Raw genomic sequence first — 23,279 nt, 5'->3', positions numbered from 1 at the left:
AGAAATACAAAATACTAAACCGCCCCGACTTTATCGGAGGTAGAACTACTTGAGTCAGGCAGCGATGCCTGACAGATTTAAATTATCATAATACCGCTTTTCAAACTCAAAGGGTGACACATAACCAATCGTGCTATGCAAACGGGTTTTATTAAACCAGTCCACCCACTCAAGCGTGGCTAATTCAACATCGTTAATGCCAGTCCAGTTCTGCTTTAAATAATGAATCACTTCAGACTTGTAAAGCCCATTGACCGTTTCAGCCAATGCATTGTCGTATGAATCGCCTGTTGTACCAACAGAAGCAATCACGCCAGAGCCCGTCATCTTATCGGTATAGCGAATAGATAAGTACTGAACCCCTCTATCACTGTGATGAATGACATCTTTGGGATTGTTTCTATCTGCTATTGCTTGGTTTAATGCCGCCATCACCATATCGGTGTTCATGCGCTTTGATACCTTCCAACCGACAATAGCGCGAGCAAACACATCAATAATAAAGGCGGTATAGACCCAGCCGCTAGTTGTCTTGATATAAGTAAAATCAGCGACCCATAGCTGATTAGGGCGATGGGCGGTGAAGTCGCGGTTAACTAGGTCGCCAGCACGCTTTTGGTCGTCACGGCTGTTGGTGGTAATCTTGCCTTTGCCGCGCCAAACGCCTTGTAGGCCATGCTGGCTCATTAAACGCTTTATGGTACAACGAGCAACCTTTAACCCATCAGCTTTCATCTGCTGCCAGACTTTACGCGCACCGTAACGGCATTTGCTGACCTGCCAAATACGTTTAATCTCACCGATGTAAAAGTCGTCATACTGACTGCGCAGTGAACGCTTGTGTGGGTTGTCGCTTAAGTCTTGAGCACGATAATAAGTTGACGGGGCAATCGGTAGGACTCTACAGATCAGCTCGACCCCATACTCAGCTTTGTTATCATCAATAAAACTGATCATTACTTGGGTGGAAGGTCGAGCTCCGCTTGGGCGAAAAAAGCCGCAGCCTTTCTGATGATTTCATTAGCTTGCTTAAGCTCTTTATTCTCGCGTTCAAGCTCTTTATTCTCGCGTTCAAGCTCTTTGATGCGCTCTTTGTCACTTTGCGCTTGCACTGAGGCAGGAATAGTTTGATCGATGTGCTTTTTATGCCAGGATCGCAGGGTCTCAGGCGTGCAGCCAATCTTAGGGGGCAATGGCTTGAATAGCTGACCATGTGGAGGGATAGTCGTTTGCTGCTTCGATCAGCATACGAACAGCGCGTTCTTTAATCTCAGGAGTGTAGTTTCGTGTTTTCATTGTCGTATTCTCTCAGAATGTTGAGTCTCCGACAATCCCGGGGCGGTTCAGTGTCGAGAGTCGCGCGGATTTGCGAGAACAGCTGAAAGGGCGTAAGAGTGGCGGCGTATTCCTCACCACCATTCATAAATTCACCGAAGACTTGGCGTTATTAACCACTCGTACCAACGTCATTTGTATCTCTGACGAGGCGCACCGTAGCCAAATCAACCTCGATCAAAAAATCACCGTCACTGATGAGGGCGTGAAAAAAACCTACGGCTTTGCCAAATATCTGCATGATTCCTTACCGAACGCCACCTACGTCGGTTTTACCGGAACACCAGTCGATGCCACGCTTAAAGTCTTTGGGCCTGTGGTCGACAGCTACACCATGACTGAATCGGTATTTGATGATATTACTGTCCGTATTATTTATGAGGGTCGCGCTGCCAAAGTCTTGCTTGATGGTCGTCAATTGGACGAGGTAGAGAAATACTACCAAGCCAGTAGCGATGCTGGTGCTAATGATTATCAGATTGAGAAAAGCAAAACTGACATGGCCAGTATGTCGACCATCTTAGGCGATCCTGACCGCATTGAAACGATTGCCAAAGACTTTGTCGAGCATTATGAGGCACGTATCTTTGAGGGCACCACCCAAAAAGGCAAAGCCATGTTTGTGTGTAGCAGTCGCGGCATTGCCTACCAGTTTTATAAACAGATTATTGCCTTGCGTCCTGAATGGGATGAAATTAGAGCTTGCGCAACAGGATCTGTCTTATCTGAGCAAGAGCAGAAAAAGGTCAAGCCTATGGAACGGATCAAGATGATCATGACCCGTAACCAAGACGACCCCAAAGCCTTGTGGGATAAGCTGGGCAACAAGGACTACCGCAAAGAGCTCGATTGCCAGTTTAAGAATGGTCAATCGAACTTTAAAATCGCCATCGTCGTTGATATGTGGCTCACTGGCTTTGACGTCCCCTTTTTGGACACCATGTATATCGACAAGCCGCTACAAAAGCACAGCCTGATTCAGACCATCTCACGGGTCAACCGTAAGTTTGAGGGCAAAGAGAACGGCTTAGTGGTGGATTATATCGGTATTAAAAAGCAGATGAACCAAGCCCTATCGCACTATACGGGCGGTCAAGAGCAAGATATTGATGACATCAGACAGTCAGTGGTGGTGGTCAAAGACCATCTGAGCCTGCTTGGAGCCATGTTCCACACCTTTGACAGCGGCCCCTATTTTAAAGGCACGCCTACTGAACAGCTGCACTGCCTCAATGCTGCTGCTAACTTTACCCTGCAAAGTAAGAAACTAGAAAAAACCTTTATGGACTTAGCAAAGCGTCTAAAGTCTGCTTATGACATTTGCGTCGGAAGTAATGAGCTCACACAGGCGCATAAGGACAGTATTCACTACTACCTAGCCATTCGTACCATTCTGTTTAAAATCACCACGGGCGGAGCCCCTGACGTCGAGCAGATGAACCAAAAGGTACGTGACTTGGTCAAAGCGGCATTAATTAGTGATGGGGTGGAGGAAATCTTTAAATTGGGCGAAACCAGCGATGGTGAGATTGACCTATTCGATGATGATTACCTTGCGAAACTAGAAGCCATCAAACAGCCCAATACCAAGCTAGAGCTGCTCCAGCAACTCTTGGCCAAAGCTATTGGTGAGCTAAAGAAGACCAATAAGGTCAAGGGCGTCGACTTCACTAAAAAAATGACAGCTTTAGTCGCTAAGTACAATGAGCGTGATGAGCAAGATGTGCTCCGTGACGATGTGCTAGGTGACTTCTCCGATGAAATTATCAAGCTATACCATGAACTGAGGGCTGAAATGGATTCGTTCGGTGAGATGGGCATCGACTTTGAGGAAAAAGCATTTTATGACATTCTGCTGTCACTGGCCCATAAATACGACTTCACTTATCCTGAAGACAAGCTGCTAGAGCTGTCTAAAGCCGTCAAACAAGTGATTGACGACAAAGCTAAATACACAGACTGGAACAAGCGCGAAGATATCAAGGCTGAGCTCCAGTTCGATCTGATGGTATTACTTGATGAGTGGGGTTATCCGCCCATTGATCGTGGTGAGGTGTATAAAGAAATATTCGAGCAGGCGGAGAACTTTAAGAAGCATCGGGTAGTTTGAAAATATTTGATGGATTGCCTAAGCAAAATAAGCTAACCTTTCAGTAAATGAGTAAATGAGTAAATGAGTAAATGAGTAAATGAGTAAATGAGTAAATGAGTAAATGAGTAAATGAGTAAATGAGTAAATGAGTAAATGAGTAAATGAGTAAATGAGTAAATGAGTAAATGAGTAAATGAGTAAATGAGTAAATGAGTAAATGAGTAAATGAGTAAATGAGTAAATGAGTAAATAAGTAAATGATGGCTAGAATTTTACAACCATTTGCTTAAAAGTAACGAAATATTTTATGTCCTATCATAAGTCAGTATTAGATATTCAAGATTATCAATCGTGTCAACCACTCCGACTATATGGATGGGAGGTCGTTTATTTGAGTTAGGTCTCTTATCTTAACGGATTAAGAATTATCACAAGGCTGCTTTATAGACTCAAAAGATGATATATACCGTATCGTACGCTGTAAAAAATTTTTATCGAACAAGTCTATTCATTCAAGAGCCGCGAGCTTAATATTATTAAGAGAACGTTAAAAAATATAGGTATCATAGTCTGTTTTCTTAGAACCGATCTTATAATTCTAAGATTTATATATGATTTCTAGAGTTGAAATAATTCTGATAAATGTTGAAAAGATTGAAGAGGGTGTAATTACCCTCAAAAGTACCCTTGGGGATAACTATACCTAATTTCATTGTATTATAAGGGTTCTTGATAATAAAAATTGCCTTTTGGTGTCCAGATTGGTGTCCAAATTATTTCCGAATATTTTTGATGGATATATGTATCTAACTCATTGATTTACATGCTTATGCTGCTTGACTATAGACTATAATCATCTGTTCATAGATGAAAATCCAGGCGGATTTACTAATTCGAAAACTCTAAATTTATTTATTATTTTCGCGTATTTATTAGTTAATATAATACAACAGTATGAGGTTTTTCTGAATGTCCAGTAATACTAAACTTAGTAATAATGATACGGTAGCGACGATCAAAGGCAGCTTAAAAGGGCTCAAAGTGGTGAATCTTACTCGTAATCTAACAGGCTCATTCGCTGCACGCCTATCGACTGAATTAGGTGCAGAAGTTGTTAAAATTGAATTAGAAAATGCCGATGCAACATATACGTTTGGTGAGTTATTCCATATTTCAAATCATGGTATATATTCTGAGAAAGTAAATTTTAGTACTGTTGCATGAGTTGACATAATCAAAGAGCGTTTAAAAAATGTTGATGTAATGTTAGATGACTTTATCCCTGGATAACTTGTTAATATGGGATTAGATGTTACTACTTTGAATACTATTAATCTAAAGTTGTTAATGGTTTCTATTACTAACTTCGGTACTTCTGACGCATTCAAAGTTCTAGCCAGACCTTGGATTGAGAAAGCAGGATCTGACATCAATTTTATGGCAATGAGTGGAGCGCTTGCTCAGTTAAAAACTACTTCGGGCGAACAAGCTCAGCCTAATGTACTGTTTGCAGACTTATTAGTTAGTAGCGACATTGCATTCTCTATATTGGCTGCTGTTTTTGCGGCTAAAAATATAGGCAAGGGCCGACATATATCTATTAGTATGACGCATAATTTGTATAATCATATGATTATGTCAAAAAATAGTGATAAAACAATTAAGGATATTGATGATCAATATCTAATGTCACTGAGTATATCTCCGCTGAGTCACTACCCTGTTACCGAATCTATAGGGCTCAAGATGACCGCTATATGGCTGTTGGTGCCCTAGAACTTAAATAATGGCAAACACTATGCAAGACATTACATCTAGTTGGCTATATTAAAGATCATTGGCAATGTGGTGTAATGCCTAATACATTACAAAGTATTGTAGCAGGGCGAGCAGTAGAAAAGGCATTTTCAAACCAACCTATGGCTTACTGGCAAACGTTATTCGAAGAAATTGATGCCTGCGTGACACCTGTGTTAAACCTGATAGAAGCACAAAAACCCCTTTTATTTGCACATCTAAATGATTAGTAGGAGACAGATATTACTATAGTCAGTTCAAAATAAAATGGTTATGGCTAGGGCAAATATCATAAAATAATTTAAATAAGTCGTTTTGCATCCAGCATTGGGGTAGAAACTTTGCTTGTGCCCACTTCTTTTCCCACTCGAGCACAGCTCTCGTCTTGGGCTCGGGCAAAGCAGTGCTTTGCTTTATGCTCGCTCAGGATTTAGATCAGGGCTGTAGGGTGGCAACCAAAGAATACGATGACCATGCCTATTTAATAGCTTTTGAATATGCTTATTTTTATAAAAACGGGCATTATCCATCACGACACACATTTAGTTTTAAGACTTGGAATTAGCGTGTATTTGTACCAGTGGTAAAATGAGCTGCTGTTAATGTTGTGCTCAAAGTAATCAAGCGCAAACAGCATCTTTTCATAGAGAGGACCGATGACATTAGGTTCGATTTTTTGCTTGCCAGTTGTAGCTATCAATACAAGGTCTGCCTATCGGTGCATAGCCGTAAGGACGAATAGTTTCAGCCTCAAAGCCACTTCCATCCATATACACAATGGGGTAGCCTTGCTGCGGCAAGCTAGTGAGCTTACTGTGATACGCTGTTCTTTTGATCAGATAAGCTTTTGGATGTTCTAAGGTCTTTTTTTTGACTGATACCAAGGCTTTTTAAGGCATGATAAATGCCTGTTTTACTACAGTTTAAACGACGAGCTCTTTCGTATTGATAATCATCAGGATGCTCTTTGACATCATTGAGTAGCACGTCATCTGGTATTTTATAGGGCTTGGTTTGCCTGGTTGCTTTGCTATGAACACGTCTCTTCCAGTTTTGTATGGTGGTTGGGCTGAGATTATAGAATTCAGCTGCTTGAACGTAGGTCATACCATCATCTATACTTTTGAGAACTTGTCTACGAAAATCTAGTGAGTACGTCATGATCTTTATAATAACAATTAAGTTTGATCATTAGTTTATAACACTTTTAAGTGGGCTTGACTATATATCAGCTGTTTATGAACAAAAATAATATATAGTACTCATCATAATAATGATGGGTTAATATTTAAAATACCTCAGCTACTACCCCTGTTTTAACACCCGATAAACGGTAGCCACTCCAACGCTAACCGCTTTAGCTATCTCATCTTTTGTCATATTGTTTTGACGGGCTAAGTCTTTAATACGCTTGTGTTTCGCTGTGTTTGGCTTCTTACCACTAGGTTTATATCCGCTATTCGCCAATCCCTGCTTAATACGCTCTCTACGCTTATCGTTGTCTAACTTAGCCATCGTTGCTAATAAGTCGATCAGCATGTTGTTAATTACCTTTAGGATATCACCAGTCATACCCTCACTCACCGTATGCGTGGTTGGCAGATCAGCCACCACCAATCGTAAGCCTTTATCTTTAATACGCTGTTTTAGGATGGCAAAATCATCTTGGGATAGTCTGCTCAGTCTATCCACGCTTTCAACCAATAAGATATCGTCTTGCTCAGCGTCATTGAGTAACTGAGTGAGTGCTGGTCTTTCGAGCTTTGTACCACTGAAGTGCTCAACGTAATCCACATAGGTCTCACCATAGCGTGTACTGAACGTAACCAAATCCGCTAATGCTCTGGTAGCGTCCTGATCCTTAGTACTGGCTCTCACATAAATACGAACGGTCATAACCCACCTCTATTACTTAGACTTAATAATTAATGTTCATTGATAATACCGAGATATTACTATCATTTAATTACTAAAACAAGTTTAATGATAGTTGAATTATCGTTTAGATATTTTATGATTTGGGTATAGGCTAATGGTAGGTTACCTCGAACTATTTTGACTAGGCTTGTTAGGGCGATTAGCGTTTTGGATAACAAGCCACACTGTGTAATATCTCTATTGTTAGCTTCGTTATTCTTACTCTTATCTATCAATGGTTTTAAAGCTGATGCCAGTGGTATTGAACTTGAATACTTTATCATTAATTTTAGTTGTAATGGTTTTAGCTGATCTCGCATTACGGGTAAATTCTAAAAATCTAGCTAGCGGTTATTTTGAAAAAATGTCCTATATGGCTAAACACGAGCTATCCAAAATCTGAGTGACGATTACCATAAGTGAACATGCTCTTCGCCTTGACTATCAATAAATAAGTCTATGGGATTGTTGTCACGAACTTGATATGCGTTTCTATTAGCCAGATTAAGGATTTCATCATTGCTATTGTCGCTCAGAGAAACGTAGCGACTCACATCTCCGTCTGGCCATTTAATAACCATTTTTGGAAATGTATAATGGGGCTCATAACGCTCTCTGATTCGAGAATCTATTGAGGCGTTCACTTCAGTTATGGTAACCAAGCATTTTTTACTGGCTGTTTTTCCTTTATAAGCACAGTTGAAATAATTTTCACCAGTATTAGCTTGGAAGAATTCCTCAAATACGGGCTCATTATTAAAGGTTTGTGCCGTATCAATAGTTTGTACTGGTTCAATTTCTGCTGGTGCTGTTTCAATCTTAACTTCAGGCTTAACTTCTGGTATGACAATTACGTCTTGAGTGATTTTATCACTTTGTTTTGCAAGCTCGTTTTTTGCCATTGACCAAACAATTAAATCGTGAATAGCATTGACGACTTGTGTTTTTCCTTCATCAATCCTTGATAGAGTGCTCTTACCATCATCTGTAGGTTGCAGATTATAAGAAATCGTTGCTTGATAGCTATTGGCAGCAGCAGATGAGATTTCGAACCCATTTTCTTCTAAAGCAAGTTCGACATTACTATCGTATCCTGCTTTCTTCATGGCCTCTTCCGCATCTTCAATGACGTTTACCGGTACATTTACTACGAAAGCTGCTTCACAGAAAACTTTGGTACTATTGGGATCTTGTTTTGAGGTTCGCACCTCTTTGATAGAGAAAGCAAGGTTATTTATTGCTGCCCGAATCGCTGAGAGAGTAACGGTGGGATTGGTTGATTTAATCTCTTGTTCTGCATCTTTAGTGAGTGCAGCGATAACAGCAGATAAGCCTTCTTTGTTACTGCAATCAATTTTCTTGGTTTGACAAGCACTAAGCGTTACGCCTAAAGCAAGTACGATAGGTAGTAGTTTGACAGTTTTCACTGGTTATCCTTGATAATTTATCAATATTGTTTAATAAGCAATTCAGAGCGGCGTATCATTACTCGCCTATCTGCTACCTCAAATAAAACCATTTTTCTCAAATATTTTTAATCGCTCGTTCAAACTCCGTGTGACTTTTTAAGCCAGCATAGAGAAATCAATCTCCACCGTTAACGCTTCATGATTATAAGCATCAATGAAACTAAATAGCATAAAGGATTTACCATCTGTTAGGGCATTGCAGCTTTAGTAAAAAAACCAATACCTATAAGCGAAGTTAGTTGAGCTGTCGCCTTACATTTTCTGATCAGGGGTGAGCTCTATATCGGTAATTGTGCAGGTCTTGGTACTCTCGTATTCTTCCATGTAAGTATAACCAAGCTTAACCTTAGCTTTCACATTGGTGATGCCATACTTATAAAGTAGAGCGCAATCACCCACATCACAATAGGCACTAACTACTTTGCCGTTTAGCAGCATGTCAGCATGATAACCATCGCCAACATCCACACTTTTAATAATGACTGACGCACTACCGCCTTTGGTGCAAATTGTTGGTAATACTTTGACAGGACCAGGATAAACGACTCTTTTGCTGTTTTTATTATTTGCCAAGCTGAGTGATGAGGTGAGCAGTGCTACTGCTATTACTGAAATTTTCGTTAGAGTGAATAGGTTAATGGCTTACCCCCTTATAGTGATTAAGTACCTAATAACTGCTTGCCAAGTAAAAGCTCTTCAATCGTAACCAACATTTTTTTTCATTGTTGATCATTAAGAATTCATCAGGTAGTAATAGTAACAGCAAGTTGTTCTATTGTTGCGGGTTTATACAAATCTAGAGTATCTTTTGAGGGAGTAATCCGAAGAACTCTGTTAATGAAACCATAATAAGGTTGTTCATAAACGATCGGTCTATAGCAAATTATTTGATTTCTAATATTTTAGGCTAATGGTAGGTAAATCGAGCTCAGTGTATATGACAGTGTACCTATAATAATTAACTAGAAGTATTTTTGACTGGTGTAAGTAGATGATATCTTGAATGTAGACTATTGTAGGAGGTAAACCATTAGCTATAAACCAAATATTTGCGGGCTTTTTTATTTTTTATTTTGCTCTATATAAACAGTCAGTTTGAGAACACATAATAACGAGCTCAGTTCTCTATACATGTATTTAACCCTTGCTAAGAAATCTCTAGCTTTTAAGTAATAATATCAACAGTGGTCGAGTTATTCATAAAGAAATCAGGCGGACTCTGTCCGCTTAACCATCAATAGCATTTACATATTAACCAGCAATAACTCAGTTTGTATTGGTGTGCGTCAAGATTATTCTAAGGCTATAGGATGGTATCAAAATTTAGCTAATCAAAACAATTCATTAGCTAAATACAATCTTGGATTAATGTACGAATATGGCAAAGGAGTTATCCAAAAAGCTTAAACTACTAGGATCATTATCCTGTAACCGAAGATTCGAGTCCTCACTAGGGAACCGAACTTATTATCATAAGCGCTGTTATAGGAACACGTTCGGTGCGCTATACAAGCTTTGAAATATTGGCTAATTGTTTTGCTTACTAAGACTTATGGTTATGTCTGATGCCAGCATGCTTTTTAGAACACCACCTTATATTTTAATAGGGTTGGTAGTAATAAACATGTAATATTGTTATTCAGTCTTTATAAAGCAGGATTTCAGGATGAAAAGCAGTATTACCGCCATTGGAACCGCAGTCCCGCAGCATAAATTCAAGCAAAGTGAAGCCGCAGAGCTTATTGCAGAACGGTTGCACTTGATTCCTGCAAAAAAAAGACTGCTTAGATTTATTTATAATGCGACGGGTATTGAATCGCGGCATAGTGTGCTCAGCGATATGGGGCATCTCTCAAATTCCAAAAGTGACATATCATCACCTGATTTAACCACCGCAGGTCGGATGGCACTTTATAAAGAGCATGCGCTGCCGTTAGCCGTCTCTGCTATCAAGCAGTGTATGGAGCAGTCCGATGCCACATTTGCCGATATCACACATGTTATTACAGTCAGTTGTACAGGCATGTATGCGCCCGGCTTAGATATTGAAATTGTGCAGCAATTAAAGTTGCACACCGGTGCCAAACGCACAGCAATCAATTTTATGGGATGTTACGGTGCCTTTAACGCGTTGAAGGTGGCAGATGATGCCTGTCGCGCGAATAAAGACGCTGTTGTTTTAGTGGTGAGTGTTGAACTTTGCAGTCTGCATTTTCAAAATGATGATGATTTGGATCATCTGGTTTCAAATGCGATTTTTGCAGACGGGGCAGCAGCGGCACTGATTCAGCCTATGGCTGAGAATCGGAAGAGCCTATCGATCGAGGCCTTCAAGTGCGATTTATTACCACAGACTAGCGAAGATATGGCATGGCACATAGGAGATTCAGGGTTTGATATTGTTTTAAAATCCTATGTTCCAGAAGCGATTGAGTCAGGGATTGCGGAGTTTATGGAGAAACTATTAAGACAGGAAGCGATCACCGATGTTAATCACTATGCCATTCATCCAGGCGGTATGAAAATACTGCAAGCCTGTGAAACAGCGTTAAATATTACAAAAGACAAAAACAAGCATGCTTATCATGTGATGCGTGAGTATGGAAATATGTCATCAGCCACCATCTTGTTTGTTTTGAAAGAATTGATGGCTAATTTGACAGTTAAGAATCATCAAGAAACTGTTTTTAGTTGCGCTTTTGGACCTGGATTAACCTTAGAGTCAATGTTACTTAAGATAAACCAGCCGAATTAAACATAATCAAGCTTTTTGAGTACAAAGTTCACCAGCTTAGGTGATCGTTTCAGTAGAGGAAGAGCCGATTGACCCACCTTTGGTTGCAGTAATGCGGCGTTAAGTACGTTCCCTAATAGTACTTTTGTTTTAATCGATTTCGAATAGTTGATACGATAGAGCTCAGGTTGTTGTTTTAAGTAAAACTGTACCGCTTGAATAGCGCTATCAACACTATGCGCAAATCCAGAACCAATCGCAGGGTAAAGCGACGCTATTGCATCCCCTATCCAGTAGCTGTTAGGCCAGTTAGGCGGGTTTTTTTGAGTAAATGCAGGTGCGCGACCCGACATAATATCGATAGCGCTAAGATCAAGCGGGGTGAATAGTTTTTTAAGCACAGGATGAGATTGTGTCAGATGCTGAAAGTATTCATTCGGCGAAGTTGCAGCATCAACCACTTCTCGTTTTGCCAAACAGGAACAGTTACTTACTGTCTCGCTGATTGGAACGATTCCCAAATAAGCTTTATCCAGACTGAACATCTTAAGACTATGATCATTTTCGGTATGGGAAAAATGCAATTTGAAACCAAAATAAGGCAGAGTGATTTTTTTATTGTCTGTGTTGTTGCCAAGTTTACCTATTGCAAAAAAAGCACTTTTAGCCTCAATGATTTCACCCGTGGATAATTTGAAGTAAAATGGCGTTCTTTCAGTGGCGGGTGTTGTGTACTCTAGATAGGTGTTTTCACGTATGCGTCCACCCAGTCTGCGTGCTCGTACAGCTAACTTTAGCTCAACATCACTTCTTGATATGCCAGCAGAGGGCTTAGTGAAGTGAATATCTAATTGTTTGCTTCCAGCATAAAACGTGGCATGAGGAATGGGGATAAAAGGGTCAATATCCCAAAGCTGTAGTTGCTGCGCCGCAATCGGTGCTAAGAATTCGCCACACATTTTAGGTGTGCCGATGGTTGAGCCTTCGATTAAAAGCGCCGCTATACCTTGATCCAGTAATGCATTTAGGCACGCTAGTCCCGCAACGCCACCACCGATAATGACTACTTCTTCCAAATGATAACCCTCCAACGAAATGGGAAACACCATTTAACTTGGTAGTGTTTCATTCCTGCTTGTTCTAACAAGGTAATTAATTCTTGACGGATAAAGCCACGTTTGATGGAGATAAGACCATCATAGGTGATGAGCCTATTGCGAAATAAGATTGGACTGAAAAGGTAATAAAACCAATAGGCAATGGGGTTGCGGTGCAAATCATTAATGATGACTTTGTCTTTTGTGGTGCGTAATGCTTGTTTGAAAAAGGCAATAATTTCTTCGTTGCTCATGTGGTGGCAAACCATGGTTGCCAAAATGATATCAACACTATTTTCATCAAATGTTAATTCAGGCTCAGCCATTTTCTCAAATTTCACATTTGAGGTATCCGATGTAAATACGGACTTCTCATGATTAGCCATATCAATCGCTTCAGACGAGATATCAATGCCATGGAATGTCATCTTTGGAAAATGGCGACTGAGATTAAGAATAAATAAGCCTGCGCCACATCCAACATCCATCACATGCGCTTTTTCCCCACTTTTCTTTAACACATTCACTGTCCCGTGAAAGGTTCCAAGAATTTGGTTGATACGAAATAGCATTTTTTGACAATGAGTAAATTCTTCCGCGGTGTAGTTGCCCGGACCTAAATCAAGAATTTCTTTTTCATTTGAGCGATGTGATAGCATAGTTTTTTTCCAGGAATTTATTTAATGCCGCAAATAACAACACCTTCACTATAAATACAGTACAGAGAGACTCGTTGCTCTAGATTTGGTTTGTTTCTTATGTAATTCCTAAGTACTCTGATGATCTTTCATCATCTCCCTAAAAACTAATAATTATACTATACGTAAACTACTAAAGAATAAATGGCTCAATTCCATATTCGTAATGATAAAATTAAATTCTAGGCAGTCTTTAACGGTATAGTCAAAAATTCAAGTCCTAACTAGGGAACCGAACTTATTCAATCAGTTTAGCAATTACCAACTCATTAAATTATGTCGGTGTGCTATATATGCATCGATGTGGCAGATGTATGAGATACCTCGGAATTTTCATACTCTCTAAAATTGTTGAATCTCAAACAATCCCAGCGTGGTTCAGCATACGCATCAAAGAAATACTTTTTATGGTATTCATTTGTCCAATAGTTATATTGATAATGTCGCAAACCTAGAGAGCATAAGAAGCTTACTGCAAACACCAGTATAAACCATGAAATATGCGGCGTCTTTCTAGTAAAAAAATGGTACGGCCTTAAAAAGGCAGTAAACTGTAACAGTGTCATGATTAGATAATTAAAATACTAAAAGAGTATCATGTGGGGATTATTTGCATAACAGATGGTAAAAAAGGTGAAGTAATACCCGCTTTTTTATGAATATTTTTATTAGGAAAGGTCATGCTTCTTCGTTTTATTGCGCGTCATAGCACATTAATTATGCCAGTTTGCGCCATTGTGGGCTTTGTTTTTCCAAACTTATCCAATGCGATATTGGTATATTTACCCCAAATACTGTTCTTTTTGATGTTTTTTACTTTACTGGGCATCGACCAATACGCGCTGTTAAAGCGTATAGCGACAAGCTATGTGTGGGTTTTTGCCTTATTACAAAGCGGGGGAATGAGTCTGGTTTTAACATTAATTGCTTATGCACTCGGTGTACGTGGCGATTGGCTATTGGCTATTGCAGGTCTTGGTGCCACTGCCCCATTGTTTGGTAGTGGTGCGTTGGTCAATGCGGTGGGGTTTGATGCACAACTGGCGACGGCAAAAACTATCGCTGCTACGCTCGTTATGCCATGTACATTATTAGGCGTATTGTGGCTATTAGGCGATGAAAATGCGCATATAGACGTTGGTATGTATGTCAATCGCTTGTTAGTTTATATTGTTATGCCAATGGTGCTAGCTGTGGGAGTGCGTCGGTTTGTTTCACCTGCTGTTTTGTCACGTTATTATCCCAAAATTGGACAGTTTAATATTTTACTGCTGATGTTGTTTCCATTGGGACTAATGGCAGGATTTCGTACAACCTTTGACCATGATCCGTGGCAAGCGTTGTTATTACTGGTACTAAGTTCTGTATTGGCATTGGTATTTTATTTTACCGCTTATATCATATATCGGCGTTTTGGCTATGAAAATGCCATTGTCGCTGCGCTGGTGTGTGGCGGACGCAATGTATTACTTGCTTACACCATAACTGCCCCCTTCATGGGTGCGGTGTTTTTACCGTTACTGGGTGCTTTTCAATTACCAGCATTTTGCTTGCCCTTACTTGGCAAATATATGGCAAAACGCCATAGAACATAAAACTCTAACTATGGATTTAAAATCAGGTTTCAGATTCTTGAGTCTATTAAATTTTCACTTAAGGTAACTTTGATTGTTACTCATTCAGGAATATTGACTGGCTTACCAGTCATAGGATTTGAGCCTTTCGAGCACTCCTTTTGACTTTTAAAAAGGTAGCAAACGCTATCACTTTTAATCTTTTATTTTCTCCTAATTTATCTAAGCTTTCAGCAATTACTTCTAGCACTGAATTTAAGATAACTAAACTGCACCGGCATTATCGGCATATCTATACCGAACCAATTAAATGCCTTCACTGGTTCGGTTCCCTATTTGGGTACCATGCTTGATAGGTAAGTTGCTGATATTTACATTATTAACTGTAGATTTTTACTTTTAGTGTACATCACAGTGTATTTGTTGATGACATTTCGAGGTTTTTCGATGGGTTCGACCTCAAATCGAGGGTGTGAAGCAACTTACCTTAAACTTTTAGAAACGCTCTGACGTAAATGTGCATATGTCATTAAACCCTGTATCAGCATGAAAAATGTCCATTACACCCATAAATTAGAGAAATTTTTTAATTATTCGTCATAGTATATATCAAGATAATTAAAACAGTCATGTGAATAATTTGGGTTGGAACAAAAGCAAGTGCGTATTGAAAACCACCAGTAATTGCCGCATTAATTGATTTAGAAATTGCATGTGTCGCTAAACCTAATAATAAGGCGAGCAATAAAATAGGGTTAGTTGGGTTCCCTTGCATTACTACGGCAGCCATTGCTGCATGCACCTCAAACATAGAACTGAGTACGGTTCCTGCAACAAGACCTGCGTCACCCAGCCATAAACTTAAACCATAAACAAGTACTTGAATAATAGTAAGTGTCACTACAATGATACCTGCCTCTTTTAAACTAAACATGGGTGTATCAGCTAACTTAGCTTTCTCTCCGGATCGAGGTTTTCTCATCAACCATATTGCAGGAATAACTAAAATTATAATGGCAATAATAGATGGGAATAATAAAATTTTAAGCCAACTAAAACTTACACCTGCAACAATAATAAGAAGTTGTACCACTGTTGCGACACAGGATATAAGGGCAGCTCCAGCATTTTCTTTTGCATCGGCACGACCATGACGAACTTCCATTCCAAGGCTTGCAACGCAGGCGGTACTGGATACAAATCCTGATGCTAAGGCAGATAATAACATGGCGTGGCGTAATGGTAGAAGCATCTTTGCCATATGTGCTAGTGCTTGAATGGCTAAAATCAATGTCAATAATTTTAAGATAATATAAGGATTTAGTACTGAACCCCAAAGAGCCCTATTGGGGGTTAAAGGAAGTGCAATTAAAAGTAAAGCAAGTAAAAAGATACCATTTTTGAATTCAAGCTCAGTAATCCACCTAACCGCTACTCCATGCATTGAATGCTTTGTCATTAGAAGGAAGGTAAGAACTACTGTAAGTGCAGCTGCATAAGGAATATACCATAAACATAGTCCACCTATAAAATAGGTGAGTATAAAAGCAAGTTCAGTGGTTACACCTGGATCTTCAATTTGTTTATTAATAGAGATGATACTTATACCACCTACTATCAATGCCCCTATGATTCCCATAAAAAAACCGAAAGAAAAACAAATTGCCCCTAATAGAGAGCAAATTGCAAAAGATCTAATACCTGCAAAGCTGTGTTGATTTTCACGTTGTTTACTACGCTCTCTTTCTAGACCAATGAGTAGTCCACAACCTAGTGCTGCAGTAGATGCAGTCATTAAGTTTTGGACAGGTTCAATCGTAAATGTATTAACAATTATGAAACTCCTCCCACTCTCTATGACCCCTGCTGTCAAATCCGTATAACTAAACTTGGGAGATTTTTATTACGCAGCATGACGAATAGCCGTTCATGTGAAGTGCTCTCACTGGGTTAACGTTGTCATAGTGCTTGCTGTATGCTCTAGTGATAAACCTATTAAGACTGCTAACTGAGCTAACAGGCTATCTATAGTATCTATTACCCAGTCTTATCCAAACAATCTTAATTCATAAATAATGGTATTGTCATCTACATTCTGCTGTTTTCTACCGATCAGGGGCAGAGGATTGTCCCTGTAAGTTGGGAGGTCTTTCCAAACGCGGCATCGGTTGCATTATCGGTCGCTCAACTTTCCGCCCGACGAGAGCTGGACCAAGTATAACAGTTTGCAGCAACTCGCCTATTTCATTACGGTCTTCGTCGCGGCTCCTACATCAGTGTTTACTGGCTTTAATTTCTTTATTAATATACCCAAAACTAGTTCTTAGCCTTCTCTAAACTAAGCTTTTGACTATTGAACTAGCTATACTTATTATAGCTTAAACTGTTTTTAATGCTTTTCTATCCATTAAATCAAGTATTAAAAATTTTAAGTTTATGAGTAGTAAAATATAGATAAACCTTATTAACGAATTTATTTATATATTAAAAAAAGGTTGCTAACGCTACGTTATATATATAGCGTTAGCAACCTTTTTGTCTAGTATTTTACTTAGTTGATGTGATCAAGACTGCGGCTTTTGCTATGACATATGATACTTTTATACATGATTCGTTTTATCACTCGAACTCTCTGCCTTCGCCAACTTCCTCATGGGTGACACCATCACGTATATGGTAGATACGCTTAAAAGTTGGAATAATTTTTTCATCATGAGTGACAACGATGATGGCAGTCTCAAACTTCCGCGCCATATCATTTAGGATGCGAATCACCGCCATGGCACGCACACTATCGAGAGCCGCAGTAGGCTCATCCGTAAGGATTACTGGTGGCTGGTTGACCAATCCACGCGCGATAGCAACCCGTTTCTGCTCACCACCGGAGAGCTGTGAAGGCATGGCTTTAGCTCGTTGATGTACATCAAGTGCGGTAAGTAACTCAAGTGCCTTCGCTCGTGCCTCGGCATTCGGGACGCCTGCCAGCATCGGCAGTAGCGCTACGTTGTCGGTGACATCAAGAAACGGAATCAAGTATGGTGACTGAAAGACAAAACCAATTTTGTCGCGTCTCAAGGCGCGTAGATCACGGACTTTCCAACCATCATCATAGATGACTTGATCACCCAACATCATGCGACCAGCGCTTGGATCGATCACAGCGCCTAGACATTTTAGCAGCGTACTTTTACCTGATCCAGAAGGCCCGATCAATCCAACAACTTCACCTGGCTCAACATGCATATTTACGTCCTTCAACGCATAGACAGCAGTGTCACCTTTGCCAAAGCTTTTGCTTAGCCCTTCGATGTATATTCCTTTTTTAGTCATTGGGTTACCCTATCGCTTCGGCCGGATCGACCTTGAGAGCCATACGAATGGCGATGATGCTTGCAAGTATACAAATCACGAGCACGGCAAAAAAACCTATTACGGAATCTATTGGCGTGAGCAGTACGTATTTGGGAAACAGAGGTGCGGCGAAAGTAGCGGTAATCTTGCCGACTACGAAGCCGATTACGCCTAATGCGAGCGCCTGCTGCATAATCATTGCAGCGATAGTCCGATTGCGGGTGCCGATGAGCTTTAATACCGCGATCTCGCGTATTTTATCCATAGTTAGCGAATAAATGATGAAAGCGACGATAGCTGCACTAACAATAGCTAGAATGACTAGAAACATAGCAATCTGCTTAGCCGATGTAGCGATCAGCTTACCGACGAGGATGTCTTCCATCTGTGCCCGAGTATAGACGGTCAAACGCTTCCAGCGCTGGATAGATTCGGCTACCTCATTCTGCGCATAACCGGGCTCTAGTGTGACCAGTACTGCGTTGACAGATGAATTGGTGCTCTGCGAAGCAATCACAGCTTCCAGCAAGCCTGGCACACCGGGGCGATTGAAGGCAGGATTGGCTTCGGTACGCCGTCGATTTTGCAAAATGGCGTCGTTATTTTTAAGAAATTGAGCTTCTTGGGCATCCTTGAGCGGAACGAATATCATTGGGTCGCCGCTAGAAGATACCATGCGCCGTGTCAGCCCTACAACGATATAATCATTGCGGCGAATAGTGACAGAATCTCCCAGCTTAAAGCCGGTAGCGATGTCGGCCACCGCTTCGTAGTGCGCGCGCGTAATTTGGCGCCCAGCAACCAGATAAGGAGGCCATCCAGGTGTCGCTCCCAACTCACCGGGTGCAATGCCAACCACCATAGTGCGTACATCACTTTCGCCCTTATGTACCTGCGTGGTTAGGTAGGTGACGTTCGCTGCTTGGGCAACACCCGGCATAGCTAGAATGGTGCGATACACGTCATCGTTAATGCTGGATGACTCCGCATAAGGACCTAGTGTGTCCTTTTGCACGACCCAAAGATCAGCACCACTATTGTCGAGCAAGGCTTTGCCATCGTCTACTATGCCACGATACACTCCTGCCATGACGAGAGTGACACCGATTAGTAGACCTAGACCAATGCCAGTGAAGACGAATTTCCCCCAAGAATGGAGAATATCACGACCAGCTAAGCTGATCATGGTGACACTCCTGAGATGCGATCAACCACCTTGATACGACTACTCGGCTTCAATGCCTTTTCGCTATAGGTCACGACTTGGTCGCCTTGGTTAAGACCTTCGAGCACCTGCACATAACCATTGAGGTCGGATACACCGAGCTTGATCGGAGAAAAACGCAGATCACCATCCACAATCTGCCAGACACCGACTTTGCCCCCTTGGCGCTGGACGGCAGCGTTAGAGATCAGAGGAACGACTGAGAGCGCTGGCAAATCAACGGTAACTTCTGCCAGTTCTCCAATAGACGGTAGAGGTTCTGGTTGATTATCGAATATCACCTTCGCTAGCATCTCTTCAGTTACCGCATCAGCCTTAAGTTCCACACGCATCACGCTACCTTTCAAAACTTGGTCGGTACGCGAGCGTAGAAAAATACGAGTCGGCAGGCCTCCAGCCAGTCCCGATGCGTTGATTTGGTCGAAGCGTACATTAATCCATAAGCTTTTGGGGTCGATTACCTCTATCACTGCCTGCCCTGCGACGACCGTGGTGCCAAGATCGGCATCACGTACGGCAACCACCCCATCGACCGGTGCGATCAAGCGTAGATTACTTCTTTTGTGCAACCAGTCCTTCACTGTCAGAGCGTGCTCGAGCAAGGTCTGCCTGAGCGACGGATAGCTCAGCATTAGCAACCTGTAGCTCCTGTTTTTTCGTAGCGACGCTCTCCTCACTAACCGCTTGTATTTCCAATAGTCCCTCATAGCGTTGCGCCTGTATTTTTGCATAGACTTGCCGAGCTTTCGACTCTTCTAATACCGCTTCTGCACGCTTGAATACTGATTCTTGGGAGCGCACTCTATCATCGAGGTCGATTGGCTCCATCTCACCGAGTACCTGTCCAGCTTTAACCTGGTCGCCCACATTCACGTCCAAGCTTTTAACGCGACCTGCAATTGTCGGTCCAATCTTGTAGGTATAACGTGATTCTACCGTGCCGATGCCAAACAGCGCTGGTGTGATGGCTCCGGACTCCACACTTGCTACCGTCACAGCAATAGGGGCTAGCGGCCCTGATCGTAGACCGACATAGATGAAGAGAGCCAGCAATGGAATAATAACGGCAAACAGCGCTAAAGTTCGACGTTGTAAAGGTGAATTTTTCATTGAAGATCCCTTATGCCGCGCTGATAAATCCTAAAGACCCGTGGCGCATCGCGCTGCATGCGTCCCACATCGCCTACTAGCAGCGACTGCATGACCAATCCTTGAATCGTACCAATAAACAGCATTGCCGCCGCTTCCTTATCAAGAGATGACGGTAATTCACTGCTGTCCTTGCCTTTATCTATTAGCAAATGCAAACGCTCACCGTAGCGCTGAATTAAGCTTTGCACTACAAGCTTAGCTGGTGTTGATTCAGCAGATTGTAGCTCCCCAAACACCATTCTCGGTACACCTGGGTGCTCGGTCACGAATTCGATATGACTCATAAACATCGCCTCCATTGCTCTCAAAGGCGATTCAATTCCTTGTGTAGATCCATCGATTTTGGTTAATAGGCTGTCTGTCATCCACTCCATGACTGCCTGCCAAATGGCTTCCTTATTCGGGAAATGCCGAAATAGCGCACCTTGCGTCAAGTCCATATGTTTAGCGATAGCGGCAGTCGTAATCTTACTCGGGTTTTGTGTACCGGCAAGCTCCACGACAGACTTGATAATTACGGCGCGACGCTCATCAGCCGGTAGATGCTTTGGGTAGGGATTCACGACCACTCCGAATAAGATAGTAATTAATTACTATCTTATCTAAAAGTACAATCAAAGCAAGAAATAAATCAAGATTTAATACGCTCGTCAACATCAGGTATAAGCGCTGAAAATGTCTTTTTCCTTATCAGATTATTGATATGAAATTAAAGTTAGCAACTAACACAATTCCTAAGCTGCACTAAGTTTCTCCTATGTTTTACCGCGTATGGTAAAGTTATAAATACAGTAACTGTTATAGAGTACAGCAATTCTTAGGGGAATCATTATGGCTATAAAAGCTTGGCAAGCTATCGTTGGCATCGTGCTCATTACATCAATCACTGTGCTCATGCAAATCCCCTCTGAAACGTGGGTAACCTCAGCAACCGCAAGTTTGATACTGGGCGCTGCGGCTTTAGCATGTATGGCCAGCTCATGCATATTGGCTAGCCGTTGGCACGGTGTTGAATGGTTTTTTGGCGGTCTTGATAGAGTTTATGACGCTCATAAGTGGCTCGCCATATGGGCACTGGTTTTTGCCGTCTATCATTTCGTTTTTAAAGCTGAACTAGACACTTGGGAACTTGCCCCTATTCTAGAACTTCCTAAATATTGGACGCGTATAGTGCGTCAACTTAGCTTTGTCGTCCTAGGTTTAATTATCCTACTGGCGCTGAATCGAAAAATCCCTTATGGCAACTGGCGTTGGTTGCATAAATTCTCAGGCCCGCTTTTTCTGATTGTCATTCTGCATTGGTTAAGCATTAAGTCACCTATCACATTGACGAGCCCATCAGGCATCTGGTTGGCAGTGCTGTGCACAGTAGGCGTGATTGCAGCGCTGTATAAAATGCTATTGTATCCATTCATCGCCAAAGCTGGTGAATACAAGTTAGCCGCTATATCCCATGGTAAAGCAGCGATACATTTAGAATTTGAGCCAGTTAGTAAGAAATTTCCATTCAAGGCAGGTCAATTCGCCTTTATTTCTCTTAAAGAATCAGGGTTGCGCGAGCCACATCCGTTTACCATAGCCAATGCCCATTCTGATACTGGAAATATTCATTTCGTGATTCGAGCATTAGGTGATTATACGAAAAAGCTAAATGAACAAGCCAAAGTAGGTATGTTGGCCGATATTTATGCGCCTTATGGTCGCTTTAAACGGAAAGAGGGTGCAAAACGTGAAATATGGATTGGTGCAGGCGTCGGCATTTCACCCTTTATTTCTTGGCAGCAGGATAAAACCATTAATCATTTTGACCGTGCCACTTTGGTGTATTGTTTCGATCCATCGCGCGCTTTTCCTAGTGTTGAGCGCATGCAGGAAATAACTGAGCAGTCAGGCGTCCAGTTAGTAGCGAACCCGAGTGGCAGTGATGCTATGGCCAAAACCATTCGCCAAGCAGCCAGTGAAGTTGATCCAAAGAGTATTCAGATTAGTTTTCTGTGGTCCGAAAGGTCTTTTAAAAAGAGTACAGGAATTAATGAAAGAAAATGGCATTCCTGTGCAGAATATTCATTATGAGTTCTTTGATTTCCGCTAGAAAGCTTAAGGTTTAGTTAAGAGTTGACCTGTACTATCATTAATACTTTCTCAATAAATACAATAACTAAATCAATCCTTAACATGCTAAGATTTTATTATATTCTTTAATGCGGATTGATTGATGCAGCAGCTTGTAAAACCTCAAAGACAAGGAGAACATCATGAAAACCCTATCAATGTTTAGCAAGTCTATTGTTATGGCACTTGGTATGGTAGCGGCTGGCAGCGCTACTATTTCTATCGCACAAGCTGCGACACCAACCTTAAAGGTCAGTGAAGCGGTAGCAGCAGCACAAAGTAAAATCAGCCTTGAACAAGCCATTGCTATTGGTAATAAAACGATTAAAGGGGATCTTGTCAGTGCAGAGTTTGATCAAAAAAGTTATTCGGTAGGTGGTAAATACGACGTCAAGTTCATCGCTCATGATACCGAATATAAAATAAGAATCGATGCTGATACAGGGGAGGTTTTAAGCGCTAAACAAGATCAGCTTGATAGAGAAGATATGGCCGAATATAAAGCGATGAAACAGGCTAAAGTTAGCCTAACCCAAGCAATGCAAAAAGCTACTCAAAATGTAAATGGAAAAATTATTAAAGCAGGATTTGATGTTGACAATGGCAAGTCAGTTTATGAGATTAAAGTTGCTAAAGGTAATGAAATACACAAAATGGTTATCGATAGCATGACTGGCAAAGTTATTAGTAATCGCCTAGATTAGTAGGCGACTAGATCGCTCTTAC

At 41.2% G+C, this 23,279-nt stretch carries 16 protein-coding genes, 6 pseudogenes and 1 other annotated feature; of the genes and pseudogenes, 9 read left to right on the top strand and 13 right to left on the bottom strand.

What is annotated here, in order from left to right; genetic code table 11:
- Positions 1–54: 54 nt before the first annotated feature.
- A pseudogene (locus tag AOC03_RS12500) lies at positions 55–1,296 on the bottom strand (IS3 family transposase).
- Positions 883–999, bottom strand: a sequence feature (AL1L pseudoknot). Its footprint overlaps the pseudogene before it by 117 nt.
- 49 nt (positions 1,297–1,345) lie before the next feature.
- On the opposite strand from AOC03_RS12500, the pseudogene AOC03_RS12490 reads away from it, so the two are divergent.
- The 3 genes and pseudogenes from AOC03_RS12490 to AOC03_RS12895 all read left to right on the top strand — a co-directional run.
- Positions 1,346–3,445 (top strand): annotated as a pseudogene (locus AOC03_RS12490) (type I restriction endonuclease subunit R); the annotation flags it as partial.
- A gap of 951 nt (positions 3,446–4,396) precedes the next feature.
- Positions 4,397–5,203 (top strand): annotated as a pseudogene (locus AOC03_RS13020) (CoA transferase).
- Between the two features lie 77 nt (positions 5,204–5,280).
- Positions 5,281–5,454 (top strand): hypothetical protein, encoded by a 174-nt coding sequence (locus tag AOC03_RS12895; protein WP_227514352.1) that lies wholly within the window; start codon positions 5,281–5,283, stop codon positions 5,452–5,454.
- 183 nt (positions 5,455–5,637) lie between these two features.
- On the opposite strand, the gene AOC03_RS13070 is transcribed toward AOC03_RS12895, so the two are convergent.
- From AOC03_RS13070 to AOC03_RS12455, 5 genes are all read right to left on the bottom strand, one after another.
- Positions 5,638–5,754, bottom strand: a complete 117-nt coding sequence (locus AOC03_RS13070) for a transposase (protein ID WP_227514355.1) — start codon at positions 5,752–5,754, stop codon at positions 5,638–5,640.
- Positions 5,755–6,034: 280 nt separating this feature from the next.
- Positions 6,035–6,385, bottom strand: coding sequence for an IS630 transposase-related protein (locus AOC03_RS12475; protein WP_062536948.1), 351 nt, complete (start codon positions 6,383–6,385; stop codon positions 6,035–6,037).
- A gap of 144 nt (positions 6,386–6,529) precedes the next feature.
- Positions 6,530–7,120: a recombinase family protein gene (locus tag AOC03_RS12470; RefSeq protein WP_062536946.1), complete on the bottom strand. Its 591-nt coding sequence runs from the start codon at positions 7,118–7,120 to the stop codon at positions 6,530–6,532.
- A 431-nt stretch (positions 7,121–7,551) separates the two neighbouring features.
- Positions 7,552–8,568 carry a hypothetical protein gene (locus AOC03_RS12460; protein ID WP_062536942.1) on the bottom strand — a complete coding sequence of 339 codons (1,017 nt, stop codon included), beginning with the start codon at positions 8,566–8,568 and terminating at the stop codon, positions 7,552–7,554.
- Between the two features lie 294 nt (positions 8,569–8,862).
- Positions 8,863–9,183 carry a hypothetical protein gene (locus tag AOC03_RS12455; protein ID WP_062536940.1) on the bottom strand — a complete coding sequence of 107 codons (321 nt, stop codon included), beginning with the start codon at positions 9,181–9,183 and terminating at the stop codon, positions 8,863–8,865.
- Between the two features lie 708 nt (positions 9,184–9,891).
- Here AOC03_RS12455 and AOC03_RS13000 point away from each other — a divergent pair.
- On the top strand, positions 9,892–10,017 hold the full coding sequence (locus AOC03_RS13000) for a hypothetical protein (RefSeq protein WP_227514350.1): 126 nt from the start codon (positions 9,892–9,894) through the stop codon (positions 10,015–10,017).
- Between the two features lie 259 nt (positions 10,018–10,276).
- Positions 10,277–11,365 carry a type III polyketide synthase gene (locus AOC03_RS12450; protein WP_062536938.1) on the top strand — a complete coding sequence of 363 codons (1,089 nt, stop codon included), beginning with the start codon at positions 10,277–10,279 and terminating at the stop codon, positions 11,363–11,365.
- Here the strand turns inward: AOC03_RS12450 and AOC03_RS12445 are convergent.
- Positions 11,362–12,420 (bottom strand): FAD-dependent oxidoreductase, encoded by a 1,059-nt coding sequence (locus tag AOC03_RS12445; RefSeq protein ID WP_227514349.1) that lies wholly within the window; start codon positions 12,418–12,420, stop codon positions 11,362–11,364. The two genes, AOC03_RS12450 and AOC03_RS12445, sit on opposite strands and share 4 nt — an antisense overlap.
- Complete coding sequence (locus tag AOC03_RS12440) at positions 12,408–13,100, bottom strand: methyltransferase domain-containing protein (RefSeq protein WP_062536934.1); 693 nt, start codon at positions 13,098–13,100, stop codon at positions 12,408–12,410. The genes AOC03_RS12445 and AOC03_RS12440 overlap by 13 nt, the downstream gene beginning before the upstream one ends.
- Positions 13,101–13,819: 719 nt before the next feature.
- Here AOC03_RS12440 and AOC03_RS12435 point away from each other — a divergent pair.
- The gene (locus tag AOC03_RS12435; RefSeq protein ID WP_062536931.1) at positions 13,820–14,734 is read left to right on the top strand and encodes a hypothetical protein; all 915 of its coding nucleotides are present in this window, start codon (positions 13,820–13,822) and stop codon (positions 14,732–14,734) included.
- Between the two features lie 565 nt (positions 14,735–15,299).
- Here the strand turns inward: AOC03_RS12435 and AOC03_RS12430 are convergent.
- Positions 15,300–16,508 (bottom strand): MgtC/SapB family protein, encoded by a 1,209-nt coding sequence (locus tag AOC03_RS12430; protein WP_062536958.1) that lies wholly within the window; start codon positions 16,506–16,508, stop codon positions 15,300–15,302.
- A 279-nt stretch (positions 16,509–16,787) separates the two neighbouring features.
- Here AOC03_RS12430 and AOC03_RS13065 point away from each other — a divergent pair.
- Positions 16,788–17,001: pseudogene (locus tag AOC03_RS13065) on the top strand (hypothetical protein); the annotation flags it as partial.
- A 331-nt stretch (positions 17,002–17,332) separates the two neighbouring features.
- On the opposite strand, the gene AOC03_RS12425 reads toward AOC03_RS13065, so the two are convergent.
- The 4 genes and pseudogenes from AOC03_RS12425 to AOC03_RS12410 all read right to left on the bottom strand — a co-directional run bounded on the left by AOC03_RS12425 (position 17,333) and on the right by AOC03_RS12410 (position 21,004).
- Positions 17,333–18,043: an ABC transporter ATP-binding protein gene (locus tag AOC03_RS12425; RefSeq protein WP_062536928.1), complete on the bottom strand. Its 711-nt coding sequence runs from the start codon at positions 18,041–18,043 to the stop codon at positions 17,333–17,335.
- Positions 18,044–18,047: 4 nt separating this feature from the next.
- Positions 18,048–19,250, bottom strand: coding sequence for an ABC transporter permease (locus AOC03_RS12420; RefSeq protein WP_062536926.1), 1,203 nt, complete (start codon positions 19,248–19,250; stop codon positions 18,048–18,050).
- A pseudogene (locus AOC03_RS12415) lies at positions 19,247–20,399 on the bottom strand (efflux RND transporter periplasmic adaptor subunit). Before AOC03_RS12415 ends, AOC03_RS12420 begins: the two are co-directional and overlap by 4 nt.
- Positions 20,396–21,004, bottom strand: coding sequence for a TetR/AcrR family transcriptional regulator (locus tag AOC03_RS12410; RefSeq protein ID WP_062536924.1), 609 nt, complete (start codon positions 21,002–21,004; stop codon positions 20,396–20,398). Before AOC03_RS12410 ends, AOC03_RS12415 begins: the two are co-directional and overlap by 4 nt.
- A gap of 268 nt (positions 21,005–21,272) precedes the next feature.
- Here AOC03_RS12410 and AOC03_RS12405 point away from each other — a divergent pair.
- Together AOC03_RS12405 and AOC03_RS12400 are read left to right on the top strand one after the other, a co-directional pair.
- Positions 21,273–22,533 (top strand): annotated as a pseudogene (locus AOC03_RS12405) (ferric reductase-like transmembrane domain-containing protein).
- A 163-nt stretch (positions 22,534–22,696) separates the two neighbouring features.
- On the top strand, positions 22,697–23,257 hold the full coding sequence (locus AOC03_RS12400) for a PepSY domain-containing protein (RefSeq protein WP_062536922.1): 561 nt from the start codon (positions 22,697–22,699) through the stop codon (positions 23,255–23,257).
- Positions 23,258–23,279: the final 22 nt, after the last annotated feature.

The organism is Psychrobacter urativorans (assembly GCF_001298525.1).
GTDB classification, from domain to species: domain Bacteria; phylum Pseudomonadota; class Gammaproteobacteria; order Pseudomonadales; family Moraxellaceae; genus Psychrobacter; species Psychrobacter urativorans_A.
The sequence above is the reverse complement of the archived record's forward strand: the minus strand, read 5'-3'. Positions and strand labels throughout refer to the sequence as shown.